This is a genomic window from Myxococcus sp. XM-1-1-1, assembly GCF_020037095.1.
Taxonomy (GTDB): domain Bacteria; phylum Myxococcota; class Myxococcia; order Myxococcales; family Myxococcaceae; genus Myxococcus; species Myxococcus fulvus.
The window spans coordinates 26714-50931 of the sequence record NZ_JAIQDH010000022.1; the positions used below are offsets into that span (position 1 = coordinate 26714).

Annotated in this window: 21 protein-coding genes; 13 read left to right on the forward strand and 8 right to left on the reverse strand. The window is 71.1% G+C overall.

Features of this window, described 5'->3' with window-relative positions; all coding sequences use genetic code 11:
- Window positions 1–26: 26 nt before the first annotated feature.
- Both K8640_RS32760 and K8640_RS32765 read right to left on the reverse strand, forming a co-directional pair.
- Window positions 27–932, reverse strand: a complete 906-nt coding sequence (locus tag K8640_RS32760; RefSeq protein WP_324289149.1) for a lipid kinase — start codon at window positions 930–932, stop codon at window positions 27–29.
- 462 nt (window positions 933–1394) lie between these two features.
- Window positions 1395–2255: a calcium-binding protein gene (locus K8640_RS32765; RefSeq protein WP_223750663.1), complete on the reverse strand. Its 861-nt coding sequence runs from the start codon at window positions 2253–2255 to the stop codon at window positions 1395–1397.
- Between the two features lie 163 nt (window positions 2256–2418).
- Here K8640_RS32765 and K8640_RS32770 point away from each other — a divergent pair, with 163 nt between their 5' ends.
- On the forward strand, window positions 2419–2889 hold the full coding sequence (locus K8640_RS32770; RefSeq protein WP_223750664.1) for a transcriptional regulator: 471 nt from the start codon (window positions 2419–2421) through the stop codon (window positions 2887–2889).
- Window positions 2890–3044: 155 nt separating this feature from the next.
- On the opposite strand, the gene K8640_RS32775 is transcribed toward K8640_RS32770, so the two are convergent.
- The 3 genes from K8640_RS32775 to K8640_RS32785 form a co-directional block, all read right to left on the reverse strand.
- Window positions 3045–3761 carry an HAD family hydrolase gene (locus tag K8640_RS32775; RefSeq protein ID WP_141326661.1) on the reverse strand — a complete coding sequence of 239 codons (717 nt, stop codon included), beginning with the start codon at window positions 3759–3761 and terminating at the stop codon, window positions 3045–3047.
- Between the two features lie 42 nt (window positions 3762–3803).
- A complete protein-coding gene (locus tag K8640_RS32780) occupies window positions 3804–4604 on the reverse strand; it encodes a hypothetical protein (RefSeq protein ID WP_223750665.1) in 801 nt (266 codons plus the stop codon).
- A gap of 101 nt (window positions 4605–4705) precedes the next feature.
- A complete protein-coding gene (locus K8640_RS32785) occupies window positions 4706–5053 on the reverse strand; it encodes a hypothetical protein (protein ID WP_223750666.1) in 348 nt (115 codons plus the stop codon).
- Between the two features lie 212 nt (window positions 5054–5265).
- On the opposite strand from K8640_RS32785, the gene K8640_RS32790 reads away from it, so the two are divergent.
- The 5 genes from K8640_RS32790 (at window position 5266) to K8640_RS32810 (ending at window position 12105) form a co-directional block, all read left to right on the forward strand.
- On the forward strand, window positions 5266–6261 hold the full coding sequence (locus K8640_RS32790) for a site-2 protease family protein (protein WP_223750667.1): 996 nt from the start codon (window positions 5266–5268) through the stop codon (window positions 6259–6261).
- Window positions 6258–7010, forward strand: coding sequence for a hypothetical protein (locus tag K8640_RS32795; RefSeq protein ID WP_223750668.1), 753 nt, complete (start codon window positions 6258–6260; stop codon window positions 7008–7010). Before K8640_RS32790 ends, K8640_RS32795 begins: the two co-directional genes overlap by 4 nt.
- A 139-nt stretch (window positions 7011–7149) precedes the next feature.
- A complete protein-coding gene (locus K8640_RS32800) occupies window positions 7150–9147 on the forward strand; it encodes an ATP-dependent DNA helicase (protein WP_223750669.1) in 1998 nt (665 codons plus the stop codon).
- Between the two features lie 102 nt (window positions 9148–9249).
- Window positions 9250–10599, forward strand: a complete 1350-nt coding sequence (locus tag K8640_RS32805; RefSeq protein WP_223750670.1) for a hypothetical protein — start codon at window positions 9250–9252, stop codon at window positions 10597–10599.
- A 102-nt stretch (window positions 10600–10701) separates the two neighbouring features.
- Entirely contained in the window at window positions 10702–12105 is a 1404-nt protein-coding gene (locus K8640_RS32810) for a hypothetical protein (RefSeq protein WP_223750671.1), read from the forward strand.
- 3 nt (window positions 12106–12108) lie between these two features.
- Here the strand turns inward: K8640_RS32810 and K8640_RS32815 are convergent, their stop codons facing one another.
- The gene (locus K8640_RS32815; RefSeq protein WP_370640425.1) at window positions 12109–14022 is read right to left on the reverse strand and encodes a TonB-dependent receptor; all 1914 of its coding nucleotides are present in this window, start codon (window positions 14020–14022) and stop codon (window positions 12109–12111) included.
- 460 nt (window positions 14023–14482) lie between these two features.
- Between K8640_RS32815 and K8640_RS32820 the strand changes: the two genes are divergently transcribed.
- Window positions 14483–14806 (forward strand): hypothetical protein, encoded by a 324-nt coding sequence (locus tag K8640_RS32820; protein ID WP_223750673.1) that lies wholly within the window; start codon window positions 14483–14485, stop codon window positions 14804–14806.
- Here the strand turns inward: K8640_RS32820 and K8640_RS32825 are convergent.
- Window positions 14795–15073, reverse strand: a complete 279-nt coding sequence (locus K8640_RS32825) for a LysR family transcriptional regulator (RefSeq protein WP_046718573.1) — start codon at window positions 15071–15073, stop codon at window positions 14795–14797. The genes K8640_RS32820 and K8640_RS32825 overlap by 12 nt on opposite strands.
- A 176-nt stretch (window positions 15074–15249) precedes the next feature.
- Between K8640_RS32825 and K8640_RS32830 the strand changes: the two genes are divergently transcribed.
- From K8640_RS32830 to K8640_RS32855, 6 genes are all read left to right on the forward strand, one after another.
- A complete protein-coding gene (locus tag K8640_RS32830; RefSeq protein WP_223750674.1) occupies window positions 15250–18477 on the forward strand; it encodes a carboxypeptidase-like regulatory domain-containing protein in 3228 nt (1075 codons plus the stop codon).
- A 114-nt stretch (window positions 18478–18591) separates the two neighbouring features.
- On the forward strand, window positions 18592–18906 hold the full coding sequence (locus tag K8640_RS32835; RefSeq protein WP_223750675.1) for a hypothetical protein: 315 nt from the start codon (window positions 18592–18594) through the stop codon (window positions 18904–18906).
- A 64-nt stretch (window positions 18907–18970) separates the two neighbouring features.
- A complete protein-coding gene (gene map / locus K8640_RS32840) occupies window positions 18971–19777 on the forward strand; it encodes a type I methionyl aminopeptidase (protein ID WP_223750676.1) in 807 nt (268 codons plus the stop codon).
- Between the two features lie 419 nt (window positions 19778–20196).
- A complete protein-coding gene (locus K8640_RS32845) occupies window positions 20197–20778 on the forward strand; it encodes a hypothetical protein (protein WP_223750785.1) in 582 nt (193 codons plus the stop codon).
- Window positions 20775–22538, forward strand: a complete 1764-nt coding sequence (locus K8640_RS32850; protein WP_223750677.1) for a hypothetical protein — start codon at window positions 20775–20777, stop codon at window positions 22536–22538. Before K8640_RS32845 ends, K8640_RS32850 begins: the two co-directional genes overlap by 4 nt.
- A 351-nt stretch (window positions 22539–22889) precedes the next feature.
- Entirely contained in the window at window positions 22890–23657 is a 768-nt protein-coding gene (locus K8640_RS32855; RefSeq protein ID WP_223750678.1) for a hypothetical protein, read from the forward strand.
- 22 nt (window positions 23658–23679) lie between these two features.
- On the opposite strand, the gene K8640_RS32860 is transcribed toward K8640_RS32855, so the two are convergent.
- A complete protein-coding gene (locus K8640_RS32860; protein ID WP_223750679.1) occupies window positions 23680–24204 on the reverse strand; it encodes a GNAT family N-acetyltransferase in 525 nt (174 codons plus the stop codon).
- Between the last annotated feature and the right edge of the window lie 14 nt (window positions 24205–24218).

Here is a 24218-nt window from a genome sequence, read left to right on the forward strand (position 1 = left end):
TAAGCCACCCTGAAACAATTCGGAATTCAGGAGGGCGCGGGGGCGTAGACGCGCAGCGCCGCGGGGGCCACCTCGAAGCGCATGGGCGTCATCCCGATGAGCTCCCCGTCCGCGTTGATCTCCTGGGCGGGCGTGGCCTCGACGTAGAGGCGCGCGGCGCGCAGCGAGGTGACGGCGGGGTGGTCCACATGCTCTCCGCTGCGGAGCGACAGGGCCACGCGCGCCAGGGTGGCCAGGTCCTGGAGCTGGCCCAGGCCCGTGCCGTCGCGGCCCGAGCTCGCCGACGGGGCCTCGATGGCGTAGACGTGCAGCCGTCGGTCGTCCAGTCGCGCGTCCGGCGCCACCATGATGCCCGCGCCGTGGTAGCGGCCATTGCCCACCACGAGCTGGAGCACGTCCATCTCCACCTCCTGTTCGTCCGCCTTGAGCCGGATGCGGAAGGGCTTGAGGTCCATCACCTCGGCGGCGGCGGCCACGGGATAGGCGAGCACGCCGGCGCGCTGCTTGAGTCGCTTCGTCAGGCGCTTGGCGATGGCGGTGGCTAGGCCCAGGCTCGCCGCGTTGAGGAAGGGGCGACCGTTGGCGAGGCCCACGTCCACGCGCGCCGCGTAGCCCCGGGCGATGACGTCGCACGCGGCCTCCACGTCGGCGGGGATTCCCAGCGAGCGCGCGAAGTCGTTGCCCGTGCCCAGCGGCAGCACGCCGAGCGTCACGTCGCGACCCAGCAGGTGGCCCACCGCGCCGCTCAGCGTCCCGTCTCCACCTCCGACGAGGATGCGGCGCGTGCCCCGCTCGAGCAGCTGTTCCAGCACGCGGCGCAGTCGTCCGCTTCTGGACAACGCATGGCTCTCCGCCAGCACGACACCCCGGGAGGCGAGGGCGCTCCTGGCGAGCGCATAGGCTTCCCGGCCCGAGCGGGACTGCGTGTTCACGACCAAAGCCGCGGGGCCCTCGTCGAGAGGCAGCCGGCGGGGAGGCTCGATGAGCGCGGGTTCCAGGGACCTTCTCCTTGTCGCGTGGTCGGCAAGATGTGCACGCCCCGTCCGCGAGGCCAGCGGGCCCCGGAGGACGAGGCTCGCGGCGAGCGCGGGGCCGGGAGCCTCCTCCTGGGGCCAGGCCCTCCATCCGGAGGGTGAAGGGCTCGGTGTGGGCCTGCGGGCCCGCCCGACATGACGGAGGACGTCATGGCTCCATGCGTGGGGCCGGGCTCATGGGGATCTCCCGTAGGGAGGAGCCTCGGGTGGACGCAGTGGCTTCGCGTCGCACGGGCTTGGCGGCCGCAGCGGGCGGATGCAGCGGCTTCGTGTCGGTGGAGGAGTTCGAGCGACCCTGTCCGCCGCAGCGGGTGGGCCCCGCAGCTTCGTGCCGGTTCGGCGGCGCGCGGACGCAGCGGCTCAGCGCTCCGCGTCGTGGCCTTCGGTGATGCGCTGCTGAAGGGCTTCTCTCAGCGGTAAGGCCTCCGCGGTGCTCAGCACGCCGTCCGCGTCGGTGTCGTACGTGGTGAGCACCTCCGCGCGCCGCTTCCAGGCCGCCTCCACGCGCGCCTTGCGCAGCGTCGCGCGCTCCGATGCATCGAGCACACCATCGCGATTCACATCGTACGTCTCGAGCCGCTCCCGTCGCAGGAGCTCCCAGCGGGCGCGCCGCGCCTCACGCACGACCCGTCGCTCGGTCTCATCCAGGACGCCATCGCCGTTCGTGTCGTACTGCTCCCGTCGCTGCGCACGCAGGCGCTGGCAACGTGCCTCCATGGCATCCCCCAGCGCGGCGCGCTCCTCGGGCGACAGCGCGCCGTCCGCGTCCTGGTCGAAGACCCAGCGCACACGCCAGAAGGCCTGCGGTCGGACACGCCGGCCCTCGTGCACCCGTCGGGAGTCGAGGCTGTCGCGTCGCTCGCCCAGGTCCACGCGCAGCGCGCGAAGCTCTCGCCGTCCCAGCACACCATCCGCGTTCTCGTCATGGCGGGCCACGACTCGAGCGCGGTGCGCCTCGAAGTCGCACACGTCACCGGTGTCCGTGGGCTCGGTCCGCCCGTCCTCCAACTCCTCCTCCACCATGGCCTCCAGCCGTGGCGTGTCCGCGTCCACCACCGCGTCCTCGCCGAGCCCGCCCTCTTCCTCGGCGAGCGCGAGGTAGGACGCGGCCTCGCGGACATGGGGCGCGGCGGCTTCGTCCGACTCGGGGCCGCAGGCGGTCAGTCCCCACGCGAGGGCGAGGCGCAGCGTGGCGGCGAGGATGCGGGTGCGTCGGTTCATCGGATGCGCTCCGGGTGAGGGGCCGCGGTGTCCGGCCTCGCACGGCTCGAACCCCTTGGGTGGGAAGAAGTTGCCGCGCCCCTTCCCTGTGCATGGGCGGCTGCGCACCTTCCAGGCAAGGCCGGCCCTGTGCCGGTGGAGCACACAGCCCGGAGGGCGACGCATGGCACGAGGAAGCAAGGCGAAGTACACGGCGAAACAGAAGCGGATGGCCGAGCACATCGAGAAGGGCTACGAGGACAAGGGCACTTCGGAGAAGACCGCGGAGGCTCGGGCCTGGGCCACGGTGAACAAGCTCACCGGTGGCGGCATGAAGGGCGGCTCCGGCAGCAAGGCGAAGGCGGCGCGCCGTCGTCCCAAGGCCCGCGCCAACGCGCGCAAGGCCGGAAGCAAGGGAGGCCGCCGCACGGCCACCAAGCGCGCCACGTCCAGCCGGAAGTCCACCGCGCGCAAGCCCACGCGCGCCACGCGCTCCGGCAGCAAGTCCACCGCGCGCCGCACGGCCGCCAGGCGCGCCACGGCCCGTCGCTCATCCACGAGCAGCCGCTCTCGCGGCGGCACGGCGCGCAAGACCACCAGCCGTCGCGGCACCACCGCCCGGCGGACCTCGCGCCGTGGGCGCTCGCGCAAGTAGCAGTCCCCAGGTCAGGCGCCTCCATCTCGAGTGAGGCGGTGCGCCTGGCCTGTCATGCGTTTCGAGCCAGGCTCGACGAGGTGCCTGACGCGCGCCAGCGGGAGAGCAGGACCCGATGCGCCGTCCGGAGTCCGGCGGCGCATCGGCGCACGCGCTCAGCGCGGCTCTTCATCCTTGGCGGCGGGCGACGCGCCCGGCCCGTTCCACGGCCACTCCACCGAGGACTCCTCGGCCAGCCGCAGCAGCTCCCCCGCGTCCTTCACCAGCGTGCGGCAGCCCGCCGCGCGCAGGTCCTCGGCCAGGAAGCCCCCGGCCAGCACACCCACCGTGGGCAGGCCCAGCTTGCCGGCGGCGAGCGCGTCGTAGGGCGTGTCCCCCACGACCACCGCGGTGCTCACGTCCGGGCGACCCAGCCGCGCCAGCGCGCTCTCGAAGATGTCCGGGTGGGGCTTGCTCTTGTCCACCTCGTCCTTGCTGGCCTTGGCCTCGTACAGGCCCTCGATGCCGCACAGCCGCACGTAGTGCTTGAGCTCCTCGTCCTTCGCGCTGGACGCCAGCGCCAGCCGCCGCCCCTGCTGACGCAGCCGCTGGAACAGCTCCCGCACGCGCGGGAAGGGCCGCACCTTGGGCAGGAACTCGTCCAGGAACAGCTTGGAGCGGTACTCCTCGATCTCCTTGCCGAAGCGCTCCAGCTCCTCGTCGTTGAAGAACACGGGGATGAGCTGGTCGGCGCCCTTGCCAATCTGGCTGCGCACGTGCGCGAAGGGGACATCCCGTCCGAAATGCAGGAACGAGCGTCGCCACGCCTCGGCGTGCTCGTCCACCGAGTCCACCAGCGTTCCATCCACGTCGAAGATGACGTTCTCCACCATCACTCGCCTCCCGGGCGAAAGTGGGGACGCACCTGTCGAGGGTCAACCGCCCGAGGGAGGGTTCTCCTCCGTGGCCTCCACGAGTGTCCGCGTCTTCACATCGTAGCCCTCGGGCGCCACGAGGGTGAAGGCGTCGTTGGGCGGCGGCTTCGTCAGCTCCAGCTGGATGAGCGTCGTCGCGCCCACCTTGCGGCCTCCCAACCAGCGGCTCAGCCGCTTCGGCACGCACAGGCCCAGCTGGGGGTCGCAGTGCTCCTCCTCCATCCGCACCTCCGCCTCCGTCCCGTCCGGCGAGCGCGAGCGCTTGGTCAGGAAGTCGAGCTGCGGCCAGCGCAGCACGTACACCAGCTCCACTCCCTGGGCCTCGCCGCCGAGCGACAACGAGAGCTCCACGGCCTCCTCGGCGCGCGCGTGCTTCACCCGGCGCAGCGTGGCCCCGTGCGACACCAGCGGCGCGCGGAAGCCCTCGGGGATGAAGGCGCTGAAGGTCTGCGTGAGGAAGCCCGCGAGCTTCGCCGGAGGCAGCTCCGACTTGAACGTGGTGAAGCGCTTCTCCCCGTCGAGCTGCTCGAACAGGTGCGTGCCGTCCCACGAGAAGATGCGCGCGGGGGGCTCGCCCAGCGTGCCGCGCATGCGGTCCGGCGCGCGGTGCTCGAAGGTGAAGGGCACCGCGTCCTGGCCCTCGTCCTTCACAATCCCGATGATGCCGTAGCCGGACAGCTTCTGGTCACGCTCGACCAGCCGCGTCTTCACCTGCGAGGCCAGCGCCGCGACGTCGTCCGACTTCCGAGAGCAGCCCGCGAGGACGAGCACGACACAGCACACGAAGAGGCGAGGGGACATGGGGCGCGAGTGGGGCAGGAGGAGGGCTGAAAAGCAAGGAGGCCCGCCTGTCGCCAGGGGGCCTCCCGAGGTCGCCGAACCCTGAAGGGCCGGCTGCCTGACTACTTCACCGCCACGCCGGTGGCCGTGGAGGAGGTCACGCCGATGATGGTGCCGAACAGGGCGTAGATGCCGTGGCGGGGCGTGGTGCTGGCCGACTTCAGGTCGACCTTGGAGGCGCCCATGGCCTTCGCCTCGGCGATGAGGAGCTTGTTGACGACGGTGTCCAGGTCGCTCTGGACGATGTCGATGATGTGGAAGATGGCGGTCAGGCCCAGCGCGTTCGTCTGGATGACGGCCACGGCCTCACCGTTGGCGGCGATTTCGGTCCCGGAGACAACGGCGCTCTCGACGCTGGTGCAGCCGATGAGGCTGGACGCGGCAACGGCCGACAGGATGAGCTTCTTCATGGTTTTCCCCTCTAGTGAGTGTCGCTTGTCCGGTGGACGAGCACCCACGAGGGCGCACGTCCGTTTGAAAGTGACCTTCAAGCGGGCGCGGTCGTACCAGATGTCGACCCCATGTCAAGGTCCGTCCGGACACACTGTATGGCCATGGTGGATGCGCGCCCGCGTTGTAATGCGCACCTCGCCTTGCTAGCCCAGAACCCGAGGCTCCCTGAATGGACTCCGTCCCCGTCGCACGTCCCGCGCCCAGGTACTGGCTGCACCTCTTGCTGCTGCTGTTGACGGTGGCGACGACCTTCACGTCCTACCTGCTCTACTTCCACTTCCAGCGCCCGTACTCGCCCGACGAGGTCTCCACCGAGGCCGCCACGCGCGCGCTGTCGTTCAGCCTTTCTCTGCTCGCGATTCTCGGTTCTCACGAGATGGGTCACTACGTGCTGGCGCGCCTGCACCGGGTGGACACGTCGCTGCCGTACTTCATCCCGCTGCCGGTGTTGGGCGTGGGCACGCTGGGCGCGGTCATCCGCATCCGCGACCGAATCCCCCACCGCAACGCGTTGGTGGACATCGGCGCGGCGGGGCCGCTGGCGGGGCTGGTCGTCGCGCTGCCCATCCTCTACTGGGGGCTGTCGCACTCGGCGGTGGTGGACGCGCCGCAGGTCGCCTCGCAGTTCCCCGGCGAGTCCTCGCTGTGGGTCTACGGCAAGGAGCTCTTCACCTGGGTGATGGCGAAGGTGACCCACGCGCCGCCCGCGCCGGAGCAAGCCTTCCATGGCGTGCAGACCCTGTTTGGTGACAGCCTGTTGATGCAGGGGCTGACGTGGCTGGCATTGGGCCCCCTGCCGGAGGGGAAGGACGTGCTGGTGCATCCGGTGGTCATCGCGGGCTGGTTCGGTCTGCTCGTCACGTTGCTCAACCTGATGCCCATGGGGCAACTGGATGGGGGGCACCTGGCGTTCGCGGTGCTGGGGCGTCACGCGCACTGGGTGGGGCGGCTGATGGCCGCCGTGCTGCTGTTCCTCACGCTCTTCGTCACCGCGTCCTGGGGGCTGTGGCTCCTGGTGACGAGCAAGGTGGTGGGCTTCGGGCATCCGGAGGTCGTGTACCCGCAGGAGCCGCTCAGCCCCACGCGCAAGCTCATCTGCGCGCTGTGCCTGCTGGCCCTCATCGGCTGCGCGATGCCCGTGCCCCTGCGTCAGGTGGTGTCATGAAGTTCCAGTGCGAGGCGTGCGAGCGGCTCATCCCCCTGGAGTCCTACCGGCTGGAGTCCGGAGGGCTGGTGGTGTCGTGTCAGCGGTGCGGCGCGGAGAGTCGCGCCCGGGCCGCGCAGCCGCTGGCGGTGACGCCGTCGGTGGGCGGCGAGCCGCTTGCCAGCGCGAGGCCCGCGGAGGAGCCCGTGTTGGAGTCCGCCGCGCGCGCCGGTGCTCCGGCCCTGCGGGTGGTGCGGGGCGCGGTGGCCGCGGCGCCGCCGCTGGACGACGAAGCGCTCTTCGTGCCGCCGCCCGGTCACTGCCCCAAGTGTGTGTCGACGCGGCGCGAGGTGGACACGTCCTGCTCGCAGTGCGGGTTGGTGTACGCCAACTTCGTGGAGTCGGAGCACCAGCCCTCGGAGGCGCTGCGCGAGGAGTGGCGCCGGCTGGCGGGGGAGTGGGGACAGTGGGAGGCGCATGACCGGCTGCTGACCCTGGCCATGGGGCGCGGGGAGCTGGCGACGGCGGGCCGGCTGTACCGCGTGCGGCTGGCGCGGGCGCCGGACGACGCGGTGGCGCAGCGGGCGCGGGAGGAGATCGTCCGCCGCGCCACGGTGGTGGTGCCCACGGAGGTGGAGGGCGCGGGGGCGTCGCTGCTGTCGCGGCGGATGCGCGGGGTGGCCATCGCGGTGCTCTTCCTGGTGGTGCTGCTGATGTCCGCCTTCATCATCCAGCGCGTCGGCGTGCTCCTGTCCGGCGACGTGCCCTGACGAATCCTCCGGCGCGAAACGCCCCGTCGCCAGGCGGCCGGCCGTGCGGGCCGTGGCGCTCGCGGGTGGTCGGAAACGGGCTCCGGACGCGGGTGGCTGCTATCGTGTCGGGCCGCTTGCGCGAGGCTGGCCACTCCCGATGACGCTCCCCGTCTCTCCCACTCTGTCCGTCGATGGCCTGCTCGGTCCGGGGGGCGCGCTCCAGGTGGCGCTGCCGGCGTACGAGCACCGCCCGGAGCAGCTCCAGATGGCGCGCGCCGTGGAGCGGGCCTTCGCCGAGCGCAGCTACCTGTTGGCGGAGGCCGGCACGGGCACGGGCAAGACGCTCGCCTACCTGGTGCCCGCGCTCTTGTCGGGCCGGCGCGTCGTCGTGTCCACGGCGACGAAGACCTTGCAGGACCAGATCTTCTTCAAGGACCTGCCGCTGTTGCGCGAGAAGATGGGCCTCACCTTCGAGGCGGCCTACCTCAAGGGGCGCAACAACTACCTCTGCCTGCACCGCTACGAGGCGTTCTCCAAGGACCCGCAGTTCGCCACGCGCGAGGAGTCGCGCTACTGGCCCAAGCTGAAGGCCTGGGCGGAGGACACGCAGACGGGCGACCGCGGCGAGTTGGATTTGCCCGAGTCCTTCAGCGCCTGGCCCCGGCTGTCCACCACGTCCGAGACGTGCGTGGGCACGCGCTGCCCGCTGTACGAGACGTGCTTCGTCACGCGCATGCGGAAGCGCGCGGAGGGCGCGGACCTGCTGGTGGTCAACCACCACCTGTTCTTCGCGGACCTGTCCCTGCGCAGCTCCGGCAGGCGCACCGAGGGCGTGCTGCCCTTCTACGAGGCGGTCATCTTCGACGAGGCGCACGCGCTCGAGGACGCGGCGAGCGGGCACTTCGGCGTGGGCGTCTCCAACTACCGGTTGGAGGAGCTGGCGCGCGACGCGGTGGCGGCGTTGAAGGAGGAGGACTCGCGGCACGCCATGCTGCGCGCGCTGGCGGCCCGGCTGCGCACCGGCGCGGACGCCTTCTTCGCGCAGGCGCCCCGCGCGCTGGGGCTGTCCGGCCACGAGGCGTCGGTGACGCTCCAGGCGGAGGGCATGGCGAAGCTCACCAGCGCGCTCGGCGGCGTGCGCGAGGGGCTGGGTGCGCTGTCCGCCTTCACCGCGGGCGAGCGCGAGCCGGAGCTGGCGGCCATCACGCGCCGCGCGGACGAACTGGAGGAGCAGCTCACCTTCCTGGAGAAGGCGGAGTCGACGGACCACGTGTACTGGGCGGAGCAGCGCGGCAAGGGCCTGTTCCTGCGCGCCAGTCCCATCGACGTGGCGAAGGAGCTGCGCGAGCGGATGTACGGCGCGCTCGACACCGTGGTGTACACGTCCGCGACGCTGGCGGCGGAGAGCCGCTTCGACTTCTTCGCCCGGCGCATGGGGCTGTACGGCGAGGACGGCCAGACGGTGACGCGCGTGCGGACGCTGGCGGTGCCCAGCCCCTTCGACTATCCGCGCCAGGCCGCGCTGTACCTGCCCACACACCTGCCGGACCCCACCGCGCCGGGCTTCATCGAGGCGGCGGCGGAGGAAATCATCCGGCTGTGCGAGGTGACGGGCGGGCGCGCCTTCGTGCTCTTCACGTCGCTGCGCAACATGGTGCGCGCGTACGAGCTGACGGCGGGGCGGCTGCCGTATCAAGCCCTGCTGCAGGGTGAGCGTCCCAAGGCGCAGCTCCTGGAGGCGTTCCGCGACACGCCCAGCGTGCTCTTCGCGGCGCACAGCTTCTGGGAGGGCGTGGACGTGCCCGGGGACGCGCTGAGCCTGGTCATCATCGACCGGCTCCCGTTCGCCTCGCCGGGAGACCCGCTGGTGGCCGCGCGCATCAAGCAGCTGCAGTCCCGGGGTGAGGAGCCCTTCGAGCAGTACCAGCTGCCCCAGGCGGCGCTGGCCTTGCGCCAGGGCTTCGGCCGGCTGATTCGCACACAGTCCGACAAGGGCATCGTCACGATGCTGGACCGGCGCATCCGCACCAAGGCGTACGGGCAGGTGTTCCTGGACAGCCTCCCGGACGCGCGCCGGGTGGATGACCTGGTGGAGCTGAGCCGCTGGTTCAACGGCCCGGTGCGCCCCCTGCGCATCCTGCGGCCGGTGGACTGAGCGGCGGATTTTCCGGGCGGAAATGGCCCGGATAAATCGCCCGCTGCGTATGCCCCTGGCGGGGTGTGTCCCCTCCTGTCGTCCCCGCTCCCAGGGTGTTTCGTGGATTGGGCTGTCCTGCTCTGCTCGAGAGTGCTCCTGCTCGCCGCCGTGGCGGGGGTGGTGGCGTGTGAGCCCATCGTCCTGTCGCCCTGGGCCATCGCGAAGCCGCCCGACGCGGGCGCCGTGGATGACGACCCGGATGTCGATGACGCCGGAGCGGACGGCGGCGAGCCCACGCCGGGTGAGGACGCGGGGGAGGACGGCGGCGAGCCCACGCCGGGCGAGGACGGCGGCGCCGATGGCGGCCCCGGTGACGCGGGGGACGCGGGAGGTGGCGTCGGGAACGACGGCCCGGTGCTGGGAGACGGCGGCGTCGACGTGCGGATGAGCGAGTGGAGCGGGTGCGACGCGGGCTGGCAGCAGCGCACCGTGCTGCCCGCGGGCACCAAGGGGTACGGCAGCTTCGCGCTCGACGCGGACGGTGACGCGTACTTCATCGAGCACACCGACGACATCCTGCGCGTGGGGACGACGAAGCCCTGGCGCACGTTCCCGAGGACGGGGTGGTTGGGGCCGCAGCCCTACGTGGTCGGCGTGCGCGTGGGTCCGACGGGAGAGGTCCACGTGGCGTTGAGCCCGCGCTACCTCGAGGGCGACACGGACGTCCCCGTCCACTTCCTGCGCTACACTGCGGGCCGGTGGGTCCACACCGTGAAGCCTGGCGGGTTGCTGTGGGACCTGGAGGTGGACTCGCGCGGACACCTGCACGCGATGTCCACGTGGATCGGCCCGGAGAACCGCCTCCTGTACACACATGGACCGCCGGACGCGCTGGTGGTCGAGGAGACGGGGCTCGTGCTCGATGACGACATCTACCGGGCGAGCCTCCAGCTGGATGCCCGGGGACACGCGCATGTGGCCTTCATCCCGAGGAAGCCCCGGGGCATCCACTACGCCACGAACGCGTCCGGCGCCTGGGTGGAGGAGCCCGTCTCCTCGCAGGGGGACGATGGCTACCTCGCGCTGTCGCCCTCGGGGACGCCGTACATCGCCTGGATGGACAGCACCCACATCATGCTGGCCTCGCGGGACGCGCAGACGGGATGGACCGCGGTGTCCGTCGGCGACGAAAGGGCCTCGATGGAGGCGCTGGCCGTGAGCCCGACGGGTGTTGTGCACCTGTTGTTGACGGTGTGGGACGGCTCGCCGCTGCACCTGAGCAACGCGAGTGGTGGCTGGGTGCGGACGAGGCTCGGCCCCGAGCCCCTCGGCTTTCCTCCTTCCGCGACGGGGTCGTCGATGGAGCTGGATTCACAGGGCCGCGCGCACGTGATGCACACGTGGCTGAAGCCCGACGAGGTGAGCGGCAGGCCGCTGCGAACCATGGACTCCTATCGGCAATGTCAGTGAATGGGCCCGCCTGGGCCCCCGCGTGATTTCGGATACAGTTCCCTCTCGCTTCCTTCATCACCGACGTGGCCCTCGGGTCCGTCTCCGCTCCCCAGGTTGCTCGTGGACCGCTCGCCCTCTCTCCGACTGCGTCTCGTCCTGCTGTGTGTCTCGGTGGGGCTGTGCGCGTGTGAGCCCATCATCGACCCCAAGAAGTGGATCGGGCTCCAGGAGGACGCTGGCGGCAAGAGCCGGGACGCGGGGAGGGATGATGGCGGCGAGCCGGAGACGGGCCTCGACGCCGGAGACGACGCGGGACCTCCGCCCATGATGCGGGACGCCGGACCGGATGCAGGGGAGGATGGCGGGCAGGGGGATGGCGGTGAGCTGCTCCCTCCAGCGGACGGCGGGGTGGATGAGGATGGCGGGACGCCGGACGCGGGAGGGTGGCCGCACAACCCGGATGGCCCCGTGCTGAGTGATGCGGGCGTCGACGCGCGCATGTCGGCCTGGAGCGCGTGCGAGCAGGGCTGGCAGAAGCGCAACCTGTTGCCCGAGGGCACCAAGGGCTACGCGCACTTCGCGCTCGACGCGGACGGTGACGCGTACCTCATCGAGTTCACCGACGACATCGTGCGGGTGCCGACGACGAAGCCCTGGCGTACGTTTCCGAGGACGGGCTTCATGGGGCCGCCGCCCTGGCCGGGTGGCATCCGAGTGGACGCCTCGGGCGAGGTCCACGTGGCCCTGAGTCCGCAGTTCGCGCAGGGCGCCACGGATGTCCCCACGCACTTCTTCCGCTACACGTCGGGCCGCTGGGTCGAGACGCGGATGGCGAGCGGTCTGGTGAAGAGCCTCGAATTGGACGCGCAAGGCCAACTCCATGCGCTGTCCACGTGGATCGGCGCGGAGCACCGCCTCATGTACACGCATGGGCCTCCGGGGGCGCTCGTGGTGGAGGACACGGGCCTGCGGGCCCTGGACCGGTCTGCTTTCACCTCGCTGAAGGTGGACGGGCAAGGCAAGGCCCACCTGGTCTACGAGGGGTATCCGCAGAAGCGCCTCCACTACGCCACGAACGCCTCGGGCACCTGGGTGTCGGAGGTCGTCGCCGAGGTGTGGGGAGACCCGCTCCTCGCGCTGTCCTCCTCCGGTGTCCCGCACGTCGCGTGGAGCTCCTCCGGTGGGACCTGGCTGGCCGTTCGGGATGAGCAGGGGAACTGGAACACGAGCCTCATCGAGCCGGGGGTCCATCCGCTCGAGAGCATGGCGGTGGACAGCTCGGGCGCCGTGCACCTGCTGATGTCGGGGCTCTCGGGGCCGTTGGCCCATTGGGTCCAGACGCAGCAGGGCTGGGTGAAGGCCACGCTGGACGCCAATGTGGGGCCGGACCGACGCGACTACGGAGGGGCCTTCATGGAGCTGGACGCGTGGCAGCGCGTGCACGTGATGCTCACCTCGGTGTTCGTGCCGGAGGTCGGGGCCAGGCCGCTGCGGCGCGTGGACTATTTCCGCCAGTGTCCGTGAGGCTCACGGCGCATCCCTGAGGCGCAGGCCCACGCGCGCGAGCACGGGCGGGCCCAGGGTGTCCACGCCGGCGCGGCCGGCCAGGTACTCGCGGTCGAAGAGGTTCTCCACGGCGGCGAACAGGTCCACCTTCCAGAAGAGCCGTCGACTGACGGCGGCGTCCACCACGAGCGCGCCGCCCATGCCGCGCTCGTTCAGGTCGTCCTCGAACTGGGGGCCGATGACGCGGAGCTGCACGGTGGTGGTGAACAGGCGCGGGTCCTCGAAGGTGAGGCTGGCGGCGCCGCGGTGCCTGGGGTCCTGCGCGAGCTGGCGGCCCACCAGCTCGGGTTGACCGGGGGCCTCGGTGACAGTGGGGTCCACGAAGGTGTACGCGAGCAGCGCGGTCCAGCGGCGTGACAGTCGCCAGTCGACGCTGGCCTCCACGCCGCGCACGCGGGCGCGCCCCAGGTTCTGGCGCTGTCGGCCCGCGTTGCCCGGCAGGGTGACGTTGGTGATGGGGTCCTCGAGCACGTTCCAGAAGCCGGTGACGCGCGCGGTGAGGGCGCGCAGGGGTTCGACCTCGACGCCGGCCTCGGCGCCCCACAGGCGCTCGGCGGAGAGGTCCGCGTTGGCGGCGGTGAGGACGGTGCCGACCTGGAAGGGGCGATAGAGCTCGTTGAGGGTGGGGGCCCGGAACGCGCGATAGCCGGAGGCGCGGAAGGTGACGGGGTCCCACGGGCGCACGCGCAGGCCCAGCCGTGGGCTGAGCTGGTGCTCGGTGCGGTCGTCGTACCGGGTGGTGTCCGTGGCGCCGTTGACGCGCTCCACGCGCTGCTGGCCGCGGGTGTTGCGCCACGCATCCAGGCGGAGCGCGGCGGACAGCTCCACGGCGGGGATGGGAGCGTAGAGGTCCTGCAGGAAGAGGCCGCCGCTCCACTGGGTGCCGCCGGCCTCGCGGGCGACGAGCGCCTCGGGGGCCTGGGTGGCGGGGAAGAGCTGCTCCTGCGAGGTGCCGGCCATGCGGCGGGCGTCGAGCCCCGTGGAGAGTTGATGGGTACCGCCCGCGCTCCAGGCGGGCGCGGTCCACACGAGGGAGGCGCCCTGGTCGTTGGCGGGGACGTCCTGGGAGGCGGCGCGGACCTCGGTGGCACGGTCCTGCGCCACGCGGGCGCGGTCCTGTTCGAAGCGGAGCGCGCGGCCGAAGAGGTCGAGGGTGAAGGTGCCGCGGGCCTCGGTCTGGAGGCGCGCGCTCGCGCCGAACTGCGCGAGCTCCACGCGGGCGGTGGTGAAGCGGGTGCCTCCGTTCTGGTTCTCGCGGAAGAGGTTGGCGCGGGCGGAGAGGGTGAGCGTGTCGGTGGGCTGGGCCTCGACGCGGCCGTTGAGCACGACGTGGTTGCTGGGCGTGTCGCCGTCGATGGCGCCGCGCTGGCCGGGGCTGACGATGCGGTAGCCGTCGCTGGTGAGCAGCTCGGTCTCCAGGGCGGCGGCGACGGGGCCCCAGCGCTGGGCGCCGCGCGCGGAGACGAGGCCGGTGCCGCGGTTGCCATAGGAGACGTCGGCGTCGAGGGCGGGGCCGGTGATGGGACGGGAGATGAGCTGCACGACGCCGCCGAGCGCGGAGCTGCCGTAGAGGGCGGAGCCGCCGCCGGGGACGACCTCGATGCGCTCCAGGCCCAGTCGTGGAAGCGAGCGCCAGAAGACCCAGCCTCCGAGCGGGTCGTTGACGGGGACACCGTCGAGGAGGACGAGCGTGCGCGCGACGCCGGAGGGCGCGAGGCCGCGCAGGTTGAGTCCCTGCGCGGTGGGGTCGGAGACGAGGCTCGGGGTCCGACGGAAGGTGGCGACGGACGGCAGCGAGCGGACCAGGGTGTCCTGGGTCAGCGTGGGGCTGCGGTCGATCTCCTCGCGAGGCAGCACCACGGTGGTGGCGGGCACGTCGCGGATGGGACGCGGCAGCCGCGTGCCCGTGACGACGGTGCGCGAGGTCGAGTCGGGTTCCGCGGGCTCAGGTGTGTCGTCGACGGGTGTCTTGCTCGTGGACGCGGGTTGCGCGACGACATGGCCAGGGAGGTGAGGACCCTCGTGCGCCGTCGGGGTCGTGCGAGTCGACGCGGCGGTGACAACGTCAAGCGGCGGGGGATTCGTCTCGGGGTCGGCGGACTGGGCCCAGGTCGCGGACGCGAGCAGCGCACCTGGAAGCAGGAGGCACCCACGGAGCTTCGACGAGGTGAGGCGAGACGACCTGCGAGGCATGTTCGGGTGGTCCCTTCCGGTGGGAGGCGAGGTGCCTCAGTATGCGCGGGGCGCGCACCGAGTCATGGCTTGACCATGGCGAGCGGTCCTGGTCCCGTGTGACTTCGTCCGATGGGCGACGCGAGGCGGAGAGAAGCACCCGATGTCCACGTCAGAAGAGACGCAGCGGGGAGGGCACGGCACGGGGGGCGTCCTGCGGATCCTCGAGGTCCGGAGACTCGACGCGCTGGACTGTGCGCTCGTCATCGAAGTGGCGGGGCTCCGCCATGAGCTGCGCGCCGAGCGCGTGGGGCAGAGCCCCTTGCTCGACATGTCGGTGGGTGACTTCTCTCCGTACCGGCTCTTCCGCGAGCTGCCGCTCAGCGCCCACCAGGTGCGGCAATGGGTTCGAGCCGCGGCCCTCGTTCACCGAGGAGAGACCCTGTCGCTGCCCTTGGAAGTCGCGGGGGAGCCGTCACCCGTCTGATTCACGCGGCGCGAGCCCGCGCACCGTGAGCACCGCCGTGTCCACCTCCGCGAGGATGCGGCGCGCGTGGTGCAGGAAGACCTCGCCAGCCGGCAGCAGGCGCATGCCCTGGCGCGTGCGCTCGAACAGCCGGGTGCCCAGCTCATCCTCCAGCGCGAGGATGTGCCGGCTGAGCGGCGGCTGCGTCAGGTGGAGCCGACGCGCGGCACGGCCCACGTGCTTCTCCTCGGCCACGGCGACGAAGGACTGGAGGTGCGTGATGCTCACGACCCCCACGTTATCGAGACCTCCCCCCGACGTGCACCCCCCATCCCCCGCCCCTGTTCCGAATCCAGCAGGAGGGCGACCGGCCGCCCGCTGATATCCTCGAATCCCTCATGTCGGACGGCAGGAACTGGAGCATGCGCGGGTGGATAGGGGGAACGCTCCTGATTCTGGGAGCGATGGCGCTCCTCTCATGGAAGCTGCTGGGCCCCGAGCAGTCCCAGCCCGAGGGCAACACCCGAACCCGCTCGGGCGGCACGCTCCCTCGCACCGCGCCCCCCAGGCCCCCCGCCGCCGCGGGGCTGCGCATCCAGGGCACCGTCGTGGACGCGTGGGGACAGCCCGTCACCGGCGCCCGGGTCTCCGCCTCCTGGCCCATCGAGGGCGAGACGATTTCAGCGCTGCCGTGCCCCGAGGACACGCCGCCTCCCGGGCCGGGGGACCCGGCTGAAGAGGTGGTGTCCGTCTTCCCGCGCACGCGGAGCCTGCCGTGGTGTCTGCCGTGGACGGAGGACCTCATCGTGCAGCGGCTCCTCGCGCGCGAAGGCGAGGCGCCCGTCTTCGCGCAGGCGGTGTCGACGCGGGACGGCACCTTCGTCCTGGAGGGGCTTCCCGAGGGCCCTCAGTCGCTCTGGGTCCTCTCCGGGAGCGGCGCGACCGTGCACCCGGGCATTCCAGCAGGGAGCCGGGGTGTGCAACTGGTGCTCGAGGCGAGCACGCAGCGACAAGGAAAGGTCACGAGCGAAGGCGCACCGCTGCCCGACGTCTCCATCACCGTGGTGAGCCGCGGGCACACGCGCTTCTTCGACACGCGCACCGACAACGCGGGGCGCTTCCAGCTCGGTCCCCTGCCACGCGAAGACTATCTCGTGTTCGCGTCGAAAGAGGGTTGGTCCCCGGCGGTGACGACGGGGACCTCGGGATGGGACCTGGAGCTGCGTCCGGTGCGCGCTGTCTCCGGACGCGTGATGTCCCGCGGTGTGCCCGTGAAGGACGTGGAGGTCCGCGCCCTCCGGACCAGCGCCCCCGAGAATCCGAAGGCCACGAAGACAAGGACGGACGCCCGAGGCGCCTTCACCTTCGAGCTCTCGACGGGGCACCACACCCTCACCGCGGAGCACGAAGGTCTCTACGCCCTCACCCGACTGGACCTCGGTGCGTCCTCCCTTCGCGACGTGACGCTGGAGCTGGGCAGCGCGCTCCACGTCGAGGGCACGGTGTTCGACGACGCCTCCCAGCCGCTGGAGGGCGTGAGCGTGAAGCTGGCCTCCTCGGCGCAGCAGGGCGAGCCGCTGACGGCCGTCACCGACGCGCAGGGGCGCTATCGCCTGGGCCCCGTGGAACCCGGAGCCTGGGACTTCACCCTCCGGGCGAAGGGCTGGCTCGAGCCGTCAAAGGCCGAGCAGCGCCTCGTGTCCGCGGACACGGGCACGCAGGACTTCACGCTGGCGCGCGCGTACTCCCTCACCGGACGGGTCACGGATGGGGCGGGACATCCCGTCACCCACGTCCCCGTCGGGCTCCGCTGGGTCGGGGAGGGGAGTCGTCCGGAGCAGACCGAGGACGACACCACGGACGCCGAGGGCCGCTTCACGCTGGATGCCTCCGAGCCTGGTGACTACGAGGTCGTCGTCGACACACCGGACTTCCTCGACGCGCCCGTCCTCGTCAAGGTGCCAGCGCGCGACGTGCACATCATCGTGCGCGTCGGTGCGACGGTGGAGGGACACGTGGTGGATGGGCGTGGACACCCGCTCGTCGGGGGCGCCGTGGTGTTGAAGCTCTTCACGGATGAGCTCAGGCTGAACGCGACGAGGACGGATACCCAGGGGCGGTTCACGCGCCGGGGACTCGCTCCGGGACGCTACCGGGTGGTCGTGGAGCGGACGACGGACAGCGTGGACCAGCGGGCCTGGAGCGACGTGGAGGTCGCGGCCGATGCGGTGACGCGCGTGGAGCTGCGCCTCGACGAGGGGCAGACGCGAGAGGGCCTTGTCGTCGACGCCGAGGGAGCCCCCCTCGAAGGGGTCCTCGTCCGCGCCGAACCGCGCGATGCGCTGCCCCCGGGGGGGCCCGCCATCCTCAAGATGGTGGAGCGCTTCGACCGGGGCGTTCCCACCGACGCGAGCGGCCGCTTCGTGCTGCGAGGGCTTGGCCCCAGCGCGCACGCCATCACGGCCTTCAAGCCCGGCTACGCGCTGCGCCTGGATGCCGCCACGCAGGCGGTGCTCCAGACCCACGGCGGTGTCCACCGCAGCCTCATCATCCAGGACAAGCTCTACGAGCCCGCGCTCCGTGTGCCCTCCGGCACGACGCCGCTGCGGCTGGTGATGGACCGCCAGGCCCGGGTCCGGGGACGCGTCGTCGGCCCCGACGGAAGTCCCCTTCGTCGCTTCATGGCGGGAGGCGAGCTGGTGGAGTCCGAGGATGGGACGTTCTCGTTCCCCCGGAATCCTCACGTCTCCTCCAGGCGGTACTTCTTCGCGGCCGAGGGACTGCGCTCCGCGGAGCGCCTCATCGACGGGGGCCCGCAGGCGCCGGACCTCGACCTGGGAGACATCAGGCTGGAGCGAGGCCGTCGTCTCCGAGGCCGCGTCGTGGATGCCCTGACGGACCAGCCATTGGCGGGAGTCACCGTCTCCGCGCGCGCGCAGGCCGCGGCTGCGGAGTCGAGGGAGCTGGAGACGCTCTCGGATGCGCAAGGCCTGTTCCTCTTCAAGGAACAGGAGCTGGCGCCGGGGCCGCTCACCCTGACGCTCCGTGAGCCGGCAGGCCACCATGTGCTGCGATTGTCGGTGGGCGAGGGGCAGGAGGAGGTGACGGCGAGACTGGAGCCCACGGCGCTCGTGAGCGTGACGGCGAAGGATGCCCACGGCCGCCCCCTGGACGGCTACGTGGCGTACTTCAGTGCCCCGGATGGAGACTGGGCCACGAGTCCTCTCGAACGGGGACAGGCCTGGAGGGGTGGGCTGGCCCCGGGCACCTGGGTCGTCTCGGTGCTTCCCGCGCGGTACACGGAGCAGGAGTCCCCCACGTTCCTTCCCCAGCGCGTGGTGGTCCCCGAGCGCGGCCGGGCCTCCGTCTCCTTCCAGGCCCTGACGGCGGGTGCCACCGTGAAGCTGGTGGTGCCCTACCACGAAGACCTCAGCGTCGCGTTGGTGCCGGGGGGCGTCGCGCATCCGACGAAGGAGGAGGAGTTGGGGGCGTGCATGGCCCCGGGCCTGAGCGCGCAGTGGGGGGAGGACGCGCTGTATTTCCGACACGTCCCCGCGGGCCGGGCCACGCTCCTGCTCACGAGCAAGGCGCTGCCACGCTTCCACGTCAGCGACGTGGACGTGCCCAGGGAAGGCACGCTGGTGCTCACGCCTCGACTCGATTGGAAATCGCTCGCCGACGAGGCCGAGTAGGACTCACGCCAGGCCGCTGTCACTGGGCATCCTGGCGTGGGTTTCCACGATGGAGGCCCGGAGGGTCCGCTCGCTAGCCTCGCTCGGATGACACGACACAGCTGGCGTCTGGGGATGTCTCTGTTGCTTCCTCTCGTGGCCGCGTGCAACGGAGGAGACCCGGGTGAGGAGGACTTCGTCCCGGAGACGGCGGGGGCTTCGCAGGCGCTCGCCTGCGGCACCTCGCTGCACGGCACCATGGGGGACGGCTCTGGCTTCTCCTGTGCGGGGGCCTATACCACCGCGCGTATCGAAGCCCGGGTGAAGGCCAATGCCATCTGTCCCCAGGGTTTCTGCAACGTCGTCGAGACCCGGGGTGACTGCCGGGAGATCGACGACAGGGAGTTCTGGGCGGTCTACACCATGCAGTTCAACTGCTACACGCCCTGACGTCCGGGGACGATGCTGAAACAGCATTGGACGCTCCCGGGCGGGACGGTCACCTTGTCCCGCCATGGGAACTCCACTCTTCAAGGACGCGGAGGTCGAGCGTCTGCGGCTGGCGGGCGCGGCGGCGGCCGGCACGCTCGCCTGGGTCGCGCGGCGGCTGGCGCCGGGCATCTCCACCGAGGACATCAACCAGTGGGTGCGCGAGGACACGGCGCGGCGGGGCGGCATCCCCAGCCAACTGGGCTACCACGGCTTTCCGGCCACGGTCTGCACCAGCCGCAACCACGTCGTCTGTCACGGCGTGCCGGACCCGAACGAGCGGCTGGCGCCTGGTGACATCATCAACGTGGATGTCACCACGAACCTGAATGGCTATCACGGGGACACCTCCGCCACGTTCTGCATCGGCGAGGTGTCCGCGGACGCGAGGCACGTGGTGGACGTGGCCCGCAGGTGTCGGGACATCGGCATCTCCGTGGTGCGCCATGGCGCGAAGCTGGGCGACATCGGCGCGGCCATCCAGGAGCTGGCGGAGAAGGAGGGGTGCAGCATCGTGCGCGAGTTCGGCGGGCACGGCATCGGCCGCTCGATGCACGGGCCTCCTCACGTCGCGCACTTCGGCAAGAAGGGCACGGGCATCACCCTGCGCTCGGGCATGGTCATCACCATCGAGCCGATGGTGAACCTGGGGCGTCCCGACATCCGCATCCTGGAGGACGAGTGGACGGTGGTGACGGTGGACGGCAGCCTCTCCGCGCAGTTCGAGCACACCGTGCTGGTGACGCGCGAGGGCTGCGAGATTCTCACGCCCAATCCGGGCCTCCCGCTCTCAGTGGGTCCGATGCCGGCGTCCGCCGGGGCGCACCCGTGAGCGGGGCTTCGACGCGTCTTCGTTGAGCAGGACGCCTGTCGAGCCCCACCAGCTGAAGGGCCTCGTCGCATGTCTTCGCGCCGGCCTCTTGCGGCTCCAGGGAGGGGAGGTGCCGGAAGGGGGACGTCAAGCTCGCGGACAACAAGCTCCACACGGTAGCGGGTGTCCGTTGAGCGAGAGGGCCGCTCCTGGTCACGGGCGACCGAAGCTTTTCCGCCAGGCGCGTTGAGGTCCCGTCGGCCATGGGGCCGGAGGGCATGTGTCGGGTGAGAGAGGATTCATCCCGTGAGGGCATGTCCTGGCATGAGCACGAGGTGTTGGAGACCGGGCGGAGGTGGCCCTGCCGCCGCGTGGCCTGGGACGGGTGCTAGCATCAGGCGCGAGGGGGGCGGATGCGCGCACGAGCACGCTTGAGTGGAGTGATATTGGGCGCGGTGCTCGTCACCCTGGGCATCTGCGTGTCGGTGCCACCCGGGCGGCGTGAGGCGCCAGCCGCAGAGCCTCTTGCGGTGGCCACGTCCCCATCACCCGCGACGAACGACCCTCCGAAGGCGATGCCGGAGCCCGGGCTCCGTGTGGAGCAGGTGAAGGGCGCGGGTGGAGCGACGGTCCAGGTCGCGGGCCTCGTGCCCCCGGACTCCGCGCTGGCGCGCTTCGCGAAAGACGCGCTGGTGCAGCTGACGGCGGAGGAGCAGGCGCTGCTGCGCGAGGAGTCGGTGGATGACCTGTCCGCGCTCGTGGCGCGCACGGAGCGGGCCTTCATGGACGCCACCCCCGAGACGCGCGCACGGCTGGAGCGGCGCTACCACGCGGCGCTCGACCTGGTCGCGAAGCTCTCCGCCCCTCTCGCGGAGGATGCGCGGGCGCGCGAGGTGGATGCCCGCTACCGGCAGGCGCTCGCGCGGGAGCAGGAGAAGTGGCGAGAGCTCTCGCCCGAGGACCGAGCCCGGGCGCAGGACACGTTCAAGGAATGGTTCTTCCAGGGGGAGCAGACGCGATGAAGGGTTTCATGGGAGCGCTGCGCGCGGTCGTGCTGCTGGCACCGATGTTGGCGTGGGCAGGGCCGCACTACGTGGCCCCGAGGGACTGGGGCAGCTTCATCTGGCTGAGCACCTGGCTGGAGGCCGGACAGAGCTACACGTTCGAGACGCGGGAGCTCTCGGGCTCGGCGCCGGACACGGTGCTGCACGTGCTGCGGGACAGGAACGGCTGGAGCCAGGTGGCGGTGAGCGATGACTGCCTGGGCGGGACGCGCTCGTGCGTGACCTTCGTGGCGCCGGACACGGGCTACTACCGCGTCTGGGTTCGCGCCTACGCGGACGGGCGCGGCGGCACGGCGAGCGTGTACCGCAACAACGAGCGCATCCTGACGAATCAGCCCTTCGGGGGCGTGCCGGTGCTCTTCGCGTGGAATGCGAAGGACACCTTCCGGGCCTCGGCGGCCACGCCGGGAGGTGGAGACCACCTGCTCTTCCTGCTGCGCTCGAACACCGAGTACCTGCAGCACGATGACGACAGCGGCCCCAAGTACTACCCGCTCGTCACCGCGGCGAGCACGCAGAACGTGGGCACGCAGCGCGTGGTGGTGGGCCGCTTCCCCGGGAGCACGGGCACGGCGAGCTTCATCCACGACGAGGAGCTCTGGTCCACCATCTTCGACGACAATGATGATGACGAGGACGGCCTGTCGGACGCGCTGGAGCCGCTCCTCGGGCTGCAGGTCGACGAGGAGGACTCGGATGGGGACGGCATCCCGGACACGTTGGAGGTGTTCGGCAACGACGGCTTCTCCTTCTCCGAGTGGGGGAGCCCCACGAAGCGGGACATCTTCGTGGAGGTGGACTGGATGCAGCACCCGACGAACCCGTACCTCACCCGGCAGCCCTATGCGGGGCTGGTGGCGGACGCGGCGGCGGTGTTCGCGCAGGACTCGGGTGGGAGCGTGCGGCTGCATGCCTTCATCGACAACCCGCTGCCGTGGAGCGAGGTGGTCTGCTACGGGAGCTGCACGGGCGGCGTGGACTTCTATTCACTGAAGGGCAGCCACTTCTCGTCGACGAACCCGGAGCGCCGGCCGTACTTCCACTATGCGATGTGGGCGTACCGGCACACGAGCCTCAGCACGTGCTCCTCGGGCAAGGCGGAGATGCTGGGCAATGACCTCATCGTCAGCATGGGCTGCTTCAGCAGCCCGAGCATCCAGGAGCAGCGAGGCACCTTCATCCACGAGCTGGGGCACAACCTGGACCTGGACCACAACGGCAACGACGTGGGGGGACAGTACAGCGTGGTGCACGACAGCGTGATGAACTACCGCTACCAGTTCACGGGCGTGAGTCACTCCGGCTGGCATTCGTACTCGTTCGGCGACAACGGCTGCGCGACGTGTGGCTCCTCGCCGAAGTACGAGTGTGTCTCCTGTCGGGACGGGTTCCTCGGATGCAGCTTCCCGGGGTGTGGCTCGTGTGACTGTGACGTGGGCGAGTGGGGCTCGCTGGAGGTCGACTTCACCGACGACGGGGACGCGGATGACGGCGCGGAGCGCGGCGTGAAGCGCTCGCTGCTCACGCGGTACGCGCCGGATGACAAGGGCGGGCCCGCGCGGTTCCAGCCTCGGGTTCCGCACGAGGAGCGCTCGGTGAGCCGCAGGCGTGAGGACGTCCGCCGCAAGCGGGAGCGATTGCTGGCGCGGGGGCGGGTGGAGGGGCGGGACTTCCACGTGTCCGCGGACGGGACGCTGCTGTACGCGGAGTGTCTCTGATGGGCCCGGACCGGAGGCCAGGCGGGACGACGAGACGCGTGCCTCGCGAGGCCCCTCGAAGTGGCCCCGCGCTCATGTTGCGCGTGGAACCGTCCGGGCGATGAAAGGGCATCCGCGATGATGAGGCGAGAGGTCGCATGTGACGGTTGGGGGCGGCCGAGGTGGCGCGCGGCGTCGCGCGTGCTCGTCGCGAGTGGGGGACTGGTGTTGGCGCTCGCCCACACAGCGTGCCTGTCCCGGACAGAGCCCGCGCGGTCGGACGCTGGCGAGTCGTCCACGACAGCGTCAGGTGGGTCCTCTCCTTCTTCGAACGATGGCGGTCGCGCGCCTGTCTCTCGGGAAGCGGGCGCCATGGTCATGGCGTCGCCGGAGGTCCGAACGCCCAGGGCCGCGTCGCCCGCCTGGGGCTCCTCCGCGACGACCGACTCGCATCGGGCCTGTGACGAGCTGTGGCGAGAGGGGAGGGTGGAGGTGGCCTTCAAGGAGGAGCCGGAGACGCTGGCGCTCGAGCGCGAGGGGCCTCGTTTGGAGCGTCAGTTCCAGGTGGCCCGACAGCTGCGAGGCGCCTACCGCCACGCGGACCAGTGGGCTTCGGTCCTCCAGTACGCGAAAGGCGAAGTGCACGGAGGCGTGAGCTACGGGCTCACGGTGCCGGAGGTTTTGGCGGACCTGACCGGGCGCATCTTGACGTGGGCCAGTCATCGCGAGCCCGCGAGCTGTCTGTCCGGTGATGGCGACCAACCCGCGCTCCTCGCGGGTGACACGCTCCGAGACGAACAGGGGCGCTTGCTGTTGCTCACGGTGCCGAGCGCGCCCACGACGCCGGACGGAGAGGTCCTGTTGCCTCCGGGGCTCGTGCCGGAGCTGAAGGTGCACTGGGAGCTGGCGGGCTGTGAAGCGAAGCCGGGCGAGCGGACCCGTGGCGCGAGGCTGCGCTTCGAGGGACCACGGGGACGCGACTCGGCGCCTGTCACGGTCTCCGTGGGAGAGACGAAGCAGTTGCTGTTGAAGGGCCTCCGCTACGAGGTCCGCGTGGCCAGGGCCCGCGCGGATGCCTCCGACCGCTGCGGCCAGGCCGTGTTCACGCTGTTCCGCGAGGGCCTGCGCGCGCGCCTGTAGAAGAAGGTGCTTCGATGGGACTTCACCCCACCACGTACAGCCGGTGGGGAACGTCTCCCGTCCCGTAGGGGATGATGCGCTCGAAGCGCAGCCCCAGTCGCTCCGCCACGCGGACGGAGGGCACGTTGTCGGGATGGATAATGGCGACCAGCGGAACCTCCGGCAGGTGCAGCCGCGCCTTCTCCAGCGCCACCAGGCTCACCTCGGTCGCGAACCCCGAGCCCCACGTGGACGGGAAGAACCGATAGGCCAGGTTCAACACCGTCCGCCCCTCGAGCGGCTTGTGCCGCACACCCCCGACTCCCACGACGACGCCGGGCGCCTCGCGCCGCTCCACCGCCCAGTACCCCACGCCCCGCTCGGCCCAATCCCCCAGCCACCGCGACAGCAGCTCCCGCGCTTCTTCCCGCGTACTCATCGCGGCGGAGGCATCGACCAGGTTCGTCCTCGGGTCGCTGTGCAGCTCGAACATCGCCTCCACGTCGCTCTCGCGGAAGGCGCGCAGCCGCAGCCGCTCGGTGTCCACCTGCTCCAGACCGTGAATCATGCGCCCATCCTGGT

What these genes read in the sequence shown, in the direction of transcription:
- K8640_RS32850 (WP_223750677.1), top strand. Translation starts at nt 20,775, where the DNA reads ATGAAGGGTTTCATGGGAGCGCTGCGCGCGGTCGTGCTGCTGGCACCG.
- K8640_RS32765 (WP_223750663.1), bottom strand. Translation starts at nt 2,255, where the DNA reads ATGAACCGACGCACCCGCATCCTCGCCGCCACGCTGCGCCTCGCCCTC.
- K8640_RS32775 (WP_141326661.1), bottom strand. Translation starts at nt 3,761, where the DNA reads ATGGTGGAGAACGTCATCTTCGACGTGGATGGAACGCTGGTGGACTCG.
- K8640_RS32800 (WP_223750669.1), top strand. Translation starts at nt 7,150, where the DNA reads ATGACGCTCCCCGTCTCTCCCACTCTGTCCGTCGATGGCCTGCTCGGT.
- K8640_RS32860 (WP_223750679.1), bottom strand. Translation starts at nt 24,204, where the DNA reads ATGATTCACGGTCTGGAGCAGGTGGACACCGAGCGGCTGCGGCTGCGC.
- K8640_RS32820 (WP_223750673.1), top strand. Translation starts at nt 14,483, where the DNA reads ATGTCCACGTCAGAAGAGACGCAGCGGGGAGGGCACGGCACGGGGGGC.
- K8640_RS32790 (WP_223750667.1), top strand. Translation starts at nt 5,266, where the DNA reads ATGGACTCCGTCCCCGTCGCACGTCCCGCGCCCAGGTACTGGCTGCAC.
- K8640_RS32795 (WP_223750668.1), top strand. Translation starts at nt 6,258, where the DNA reads ATGAAGTTCCAGTGCGAGGCGTGCGAGCGGCTCATCCCCCTGGAGTCC.
- K8640_RS32830 (WP_223750674.1), top strand. Translation starts at nt 15,250, where the DNA reads ATGGCGCTCCTCTCATGGAAGCTGCTGGGCCCCGAGCAGTCCCAGCCC.
- K8640_RS32770 (WP_223750664.1), top strand. Translation starts at nt 2,419, where the DNA reads ATGGCACGAGGAAGCAAGGCGAAGTACACGGCGAAACAGAAGCGGATG.
- K8640_RS32780 (WP_223750665.1), bottom strand. Translation starts at nt 4,604, where the DNA reads ATGTCCCCTCGCCTCTTCGTGTGCTGTGTCGTGCTCGTCCTCGCGGGC.
- K8640_RS32855 (WP_223750678.1), top strand. Translation starts at nt 22,890, where the DNA reads ATGGTCATGGCGTCGCCGGAGGTCCGAACGCCCAGGGCCGCGTCGCCC.
- map (WP_223750676.1), top strand. Translation starts at nt 18,971, where the DNA reads ATGGGAACTCCACTCTTCAAGGACGCGGAGGTCGAGCGTCTGCGGCTG.
- K8640_RS32835 (WP_223750675.1), top strand. Translation starts at nt 18,592, where the DNA reads ATGTCTCTGTTGCTTCCTCTCGTGGCCGCGTGCAACGGAGGAGACCCG.
- K8640_RS32785 (WP_223750666.1), bottom strand. Translation starts at nt 5,053, where the DNA reads ATGAAGAAGCTCATCCTGTCGGCCGTTGCCGCGTCCAGCCTCATCGGC.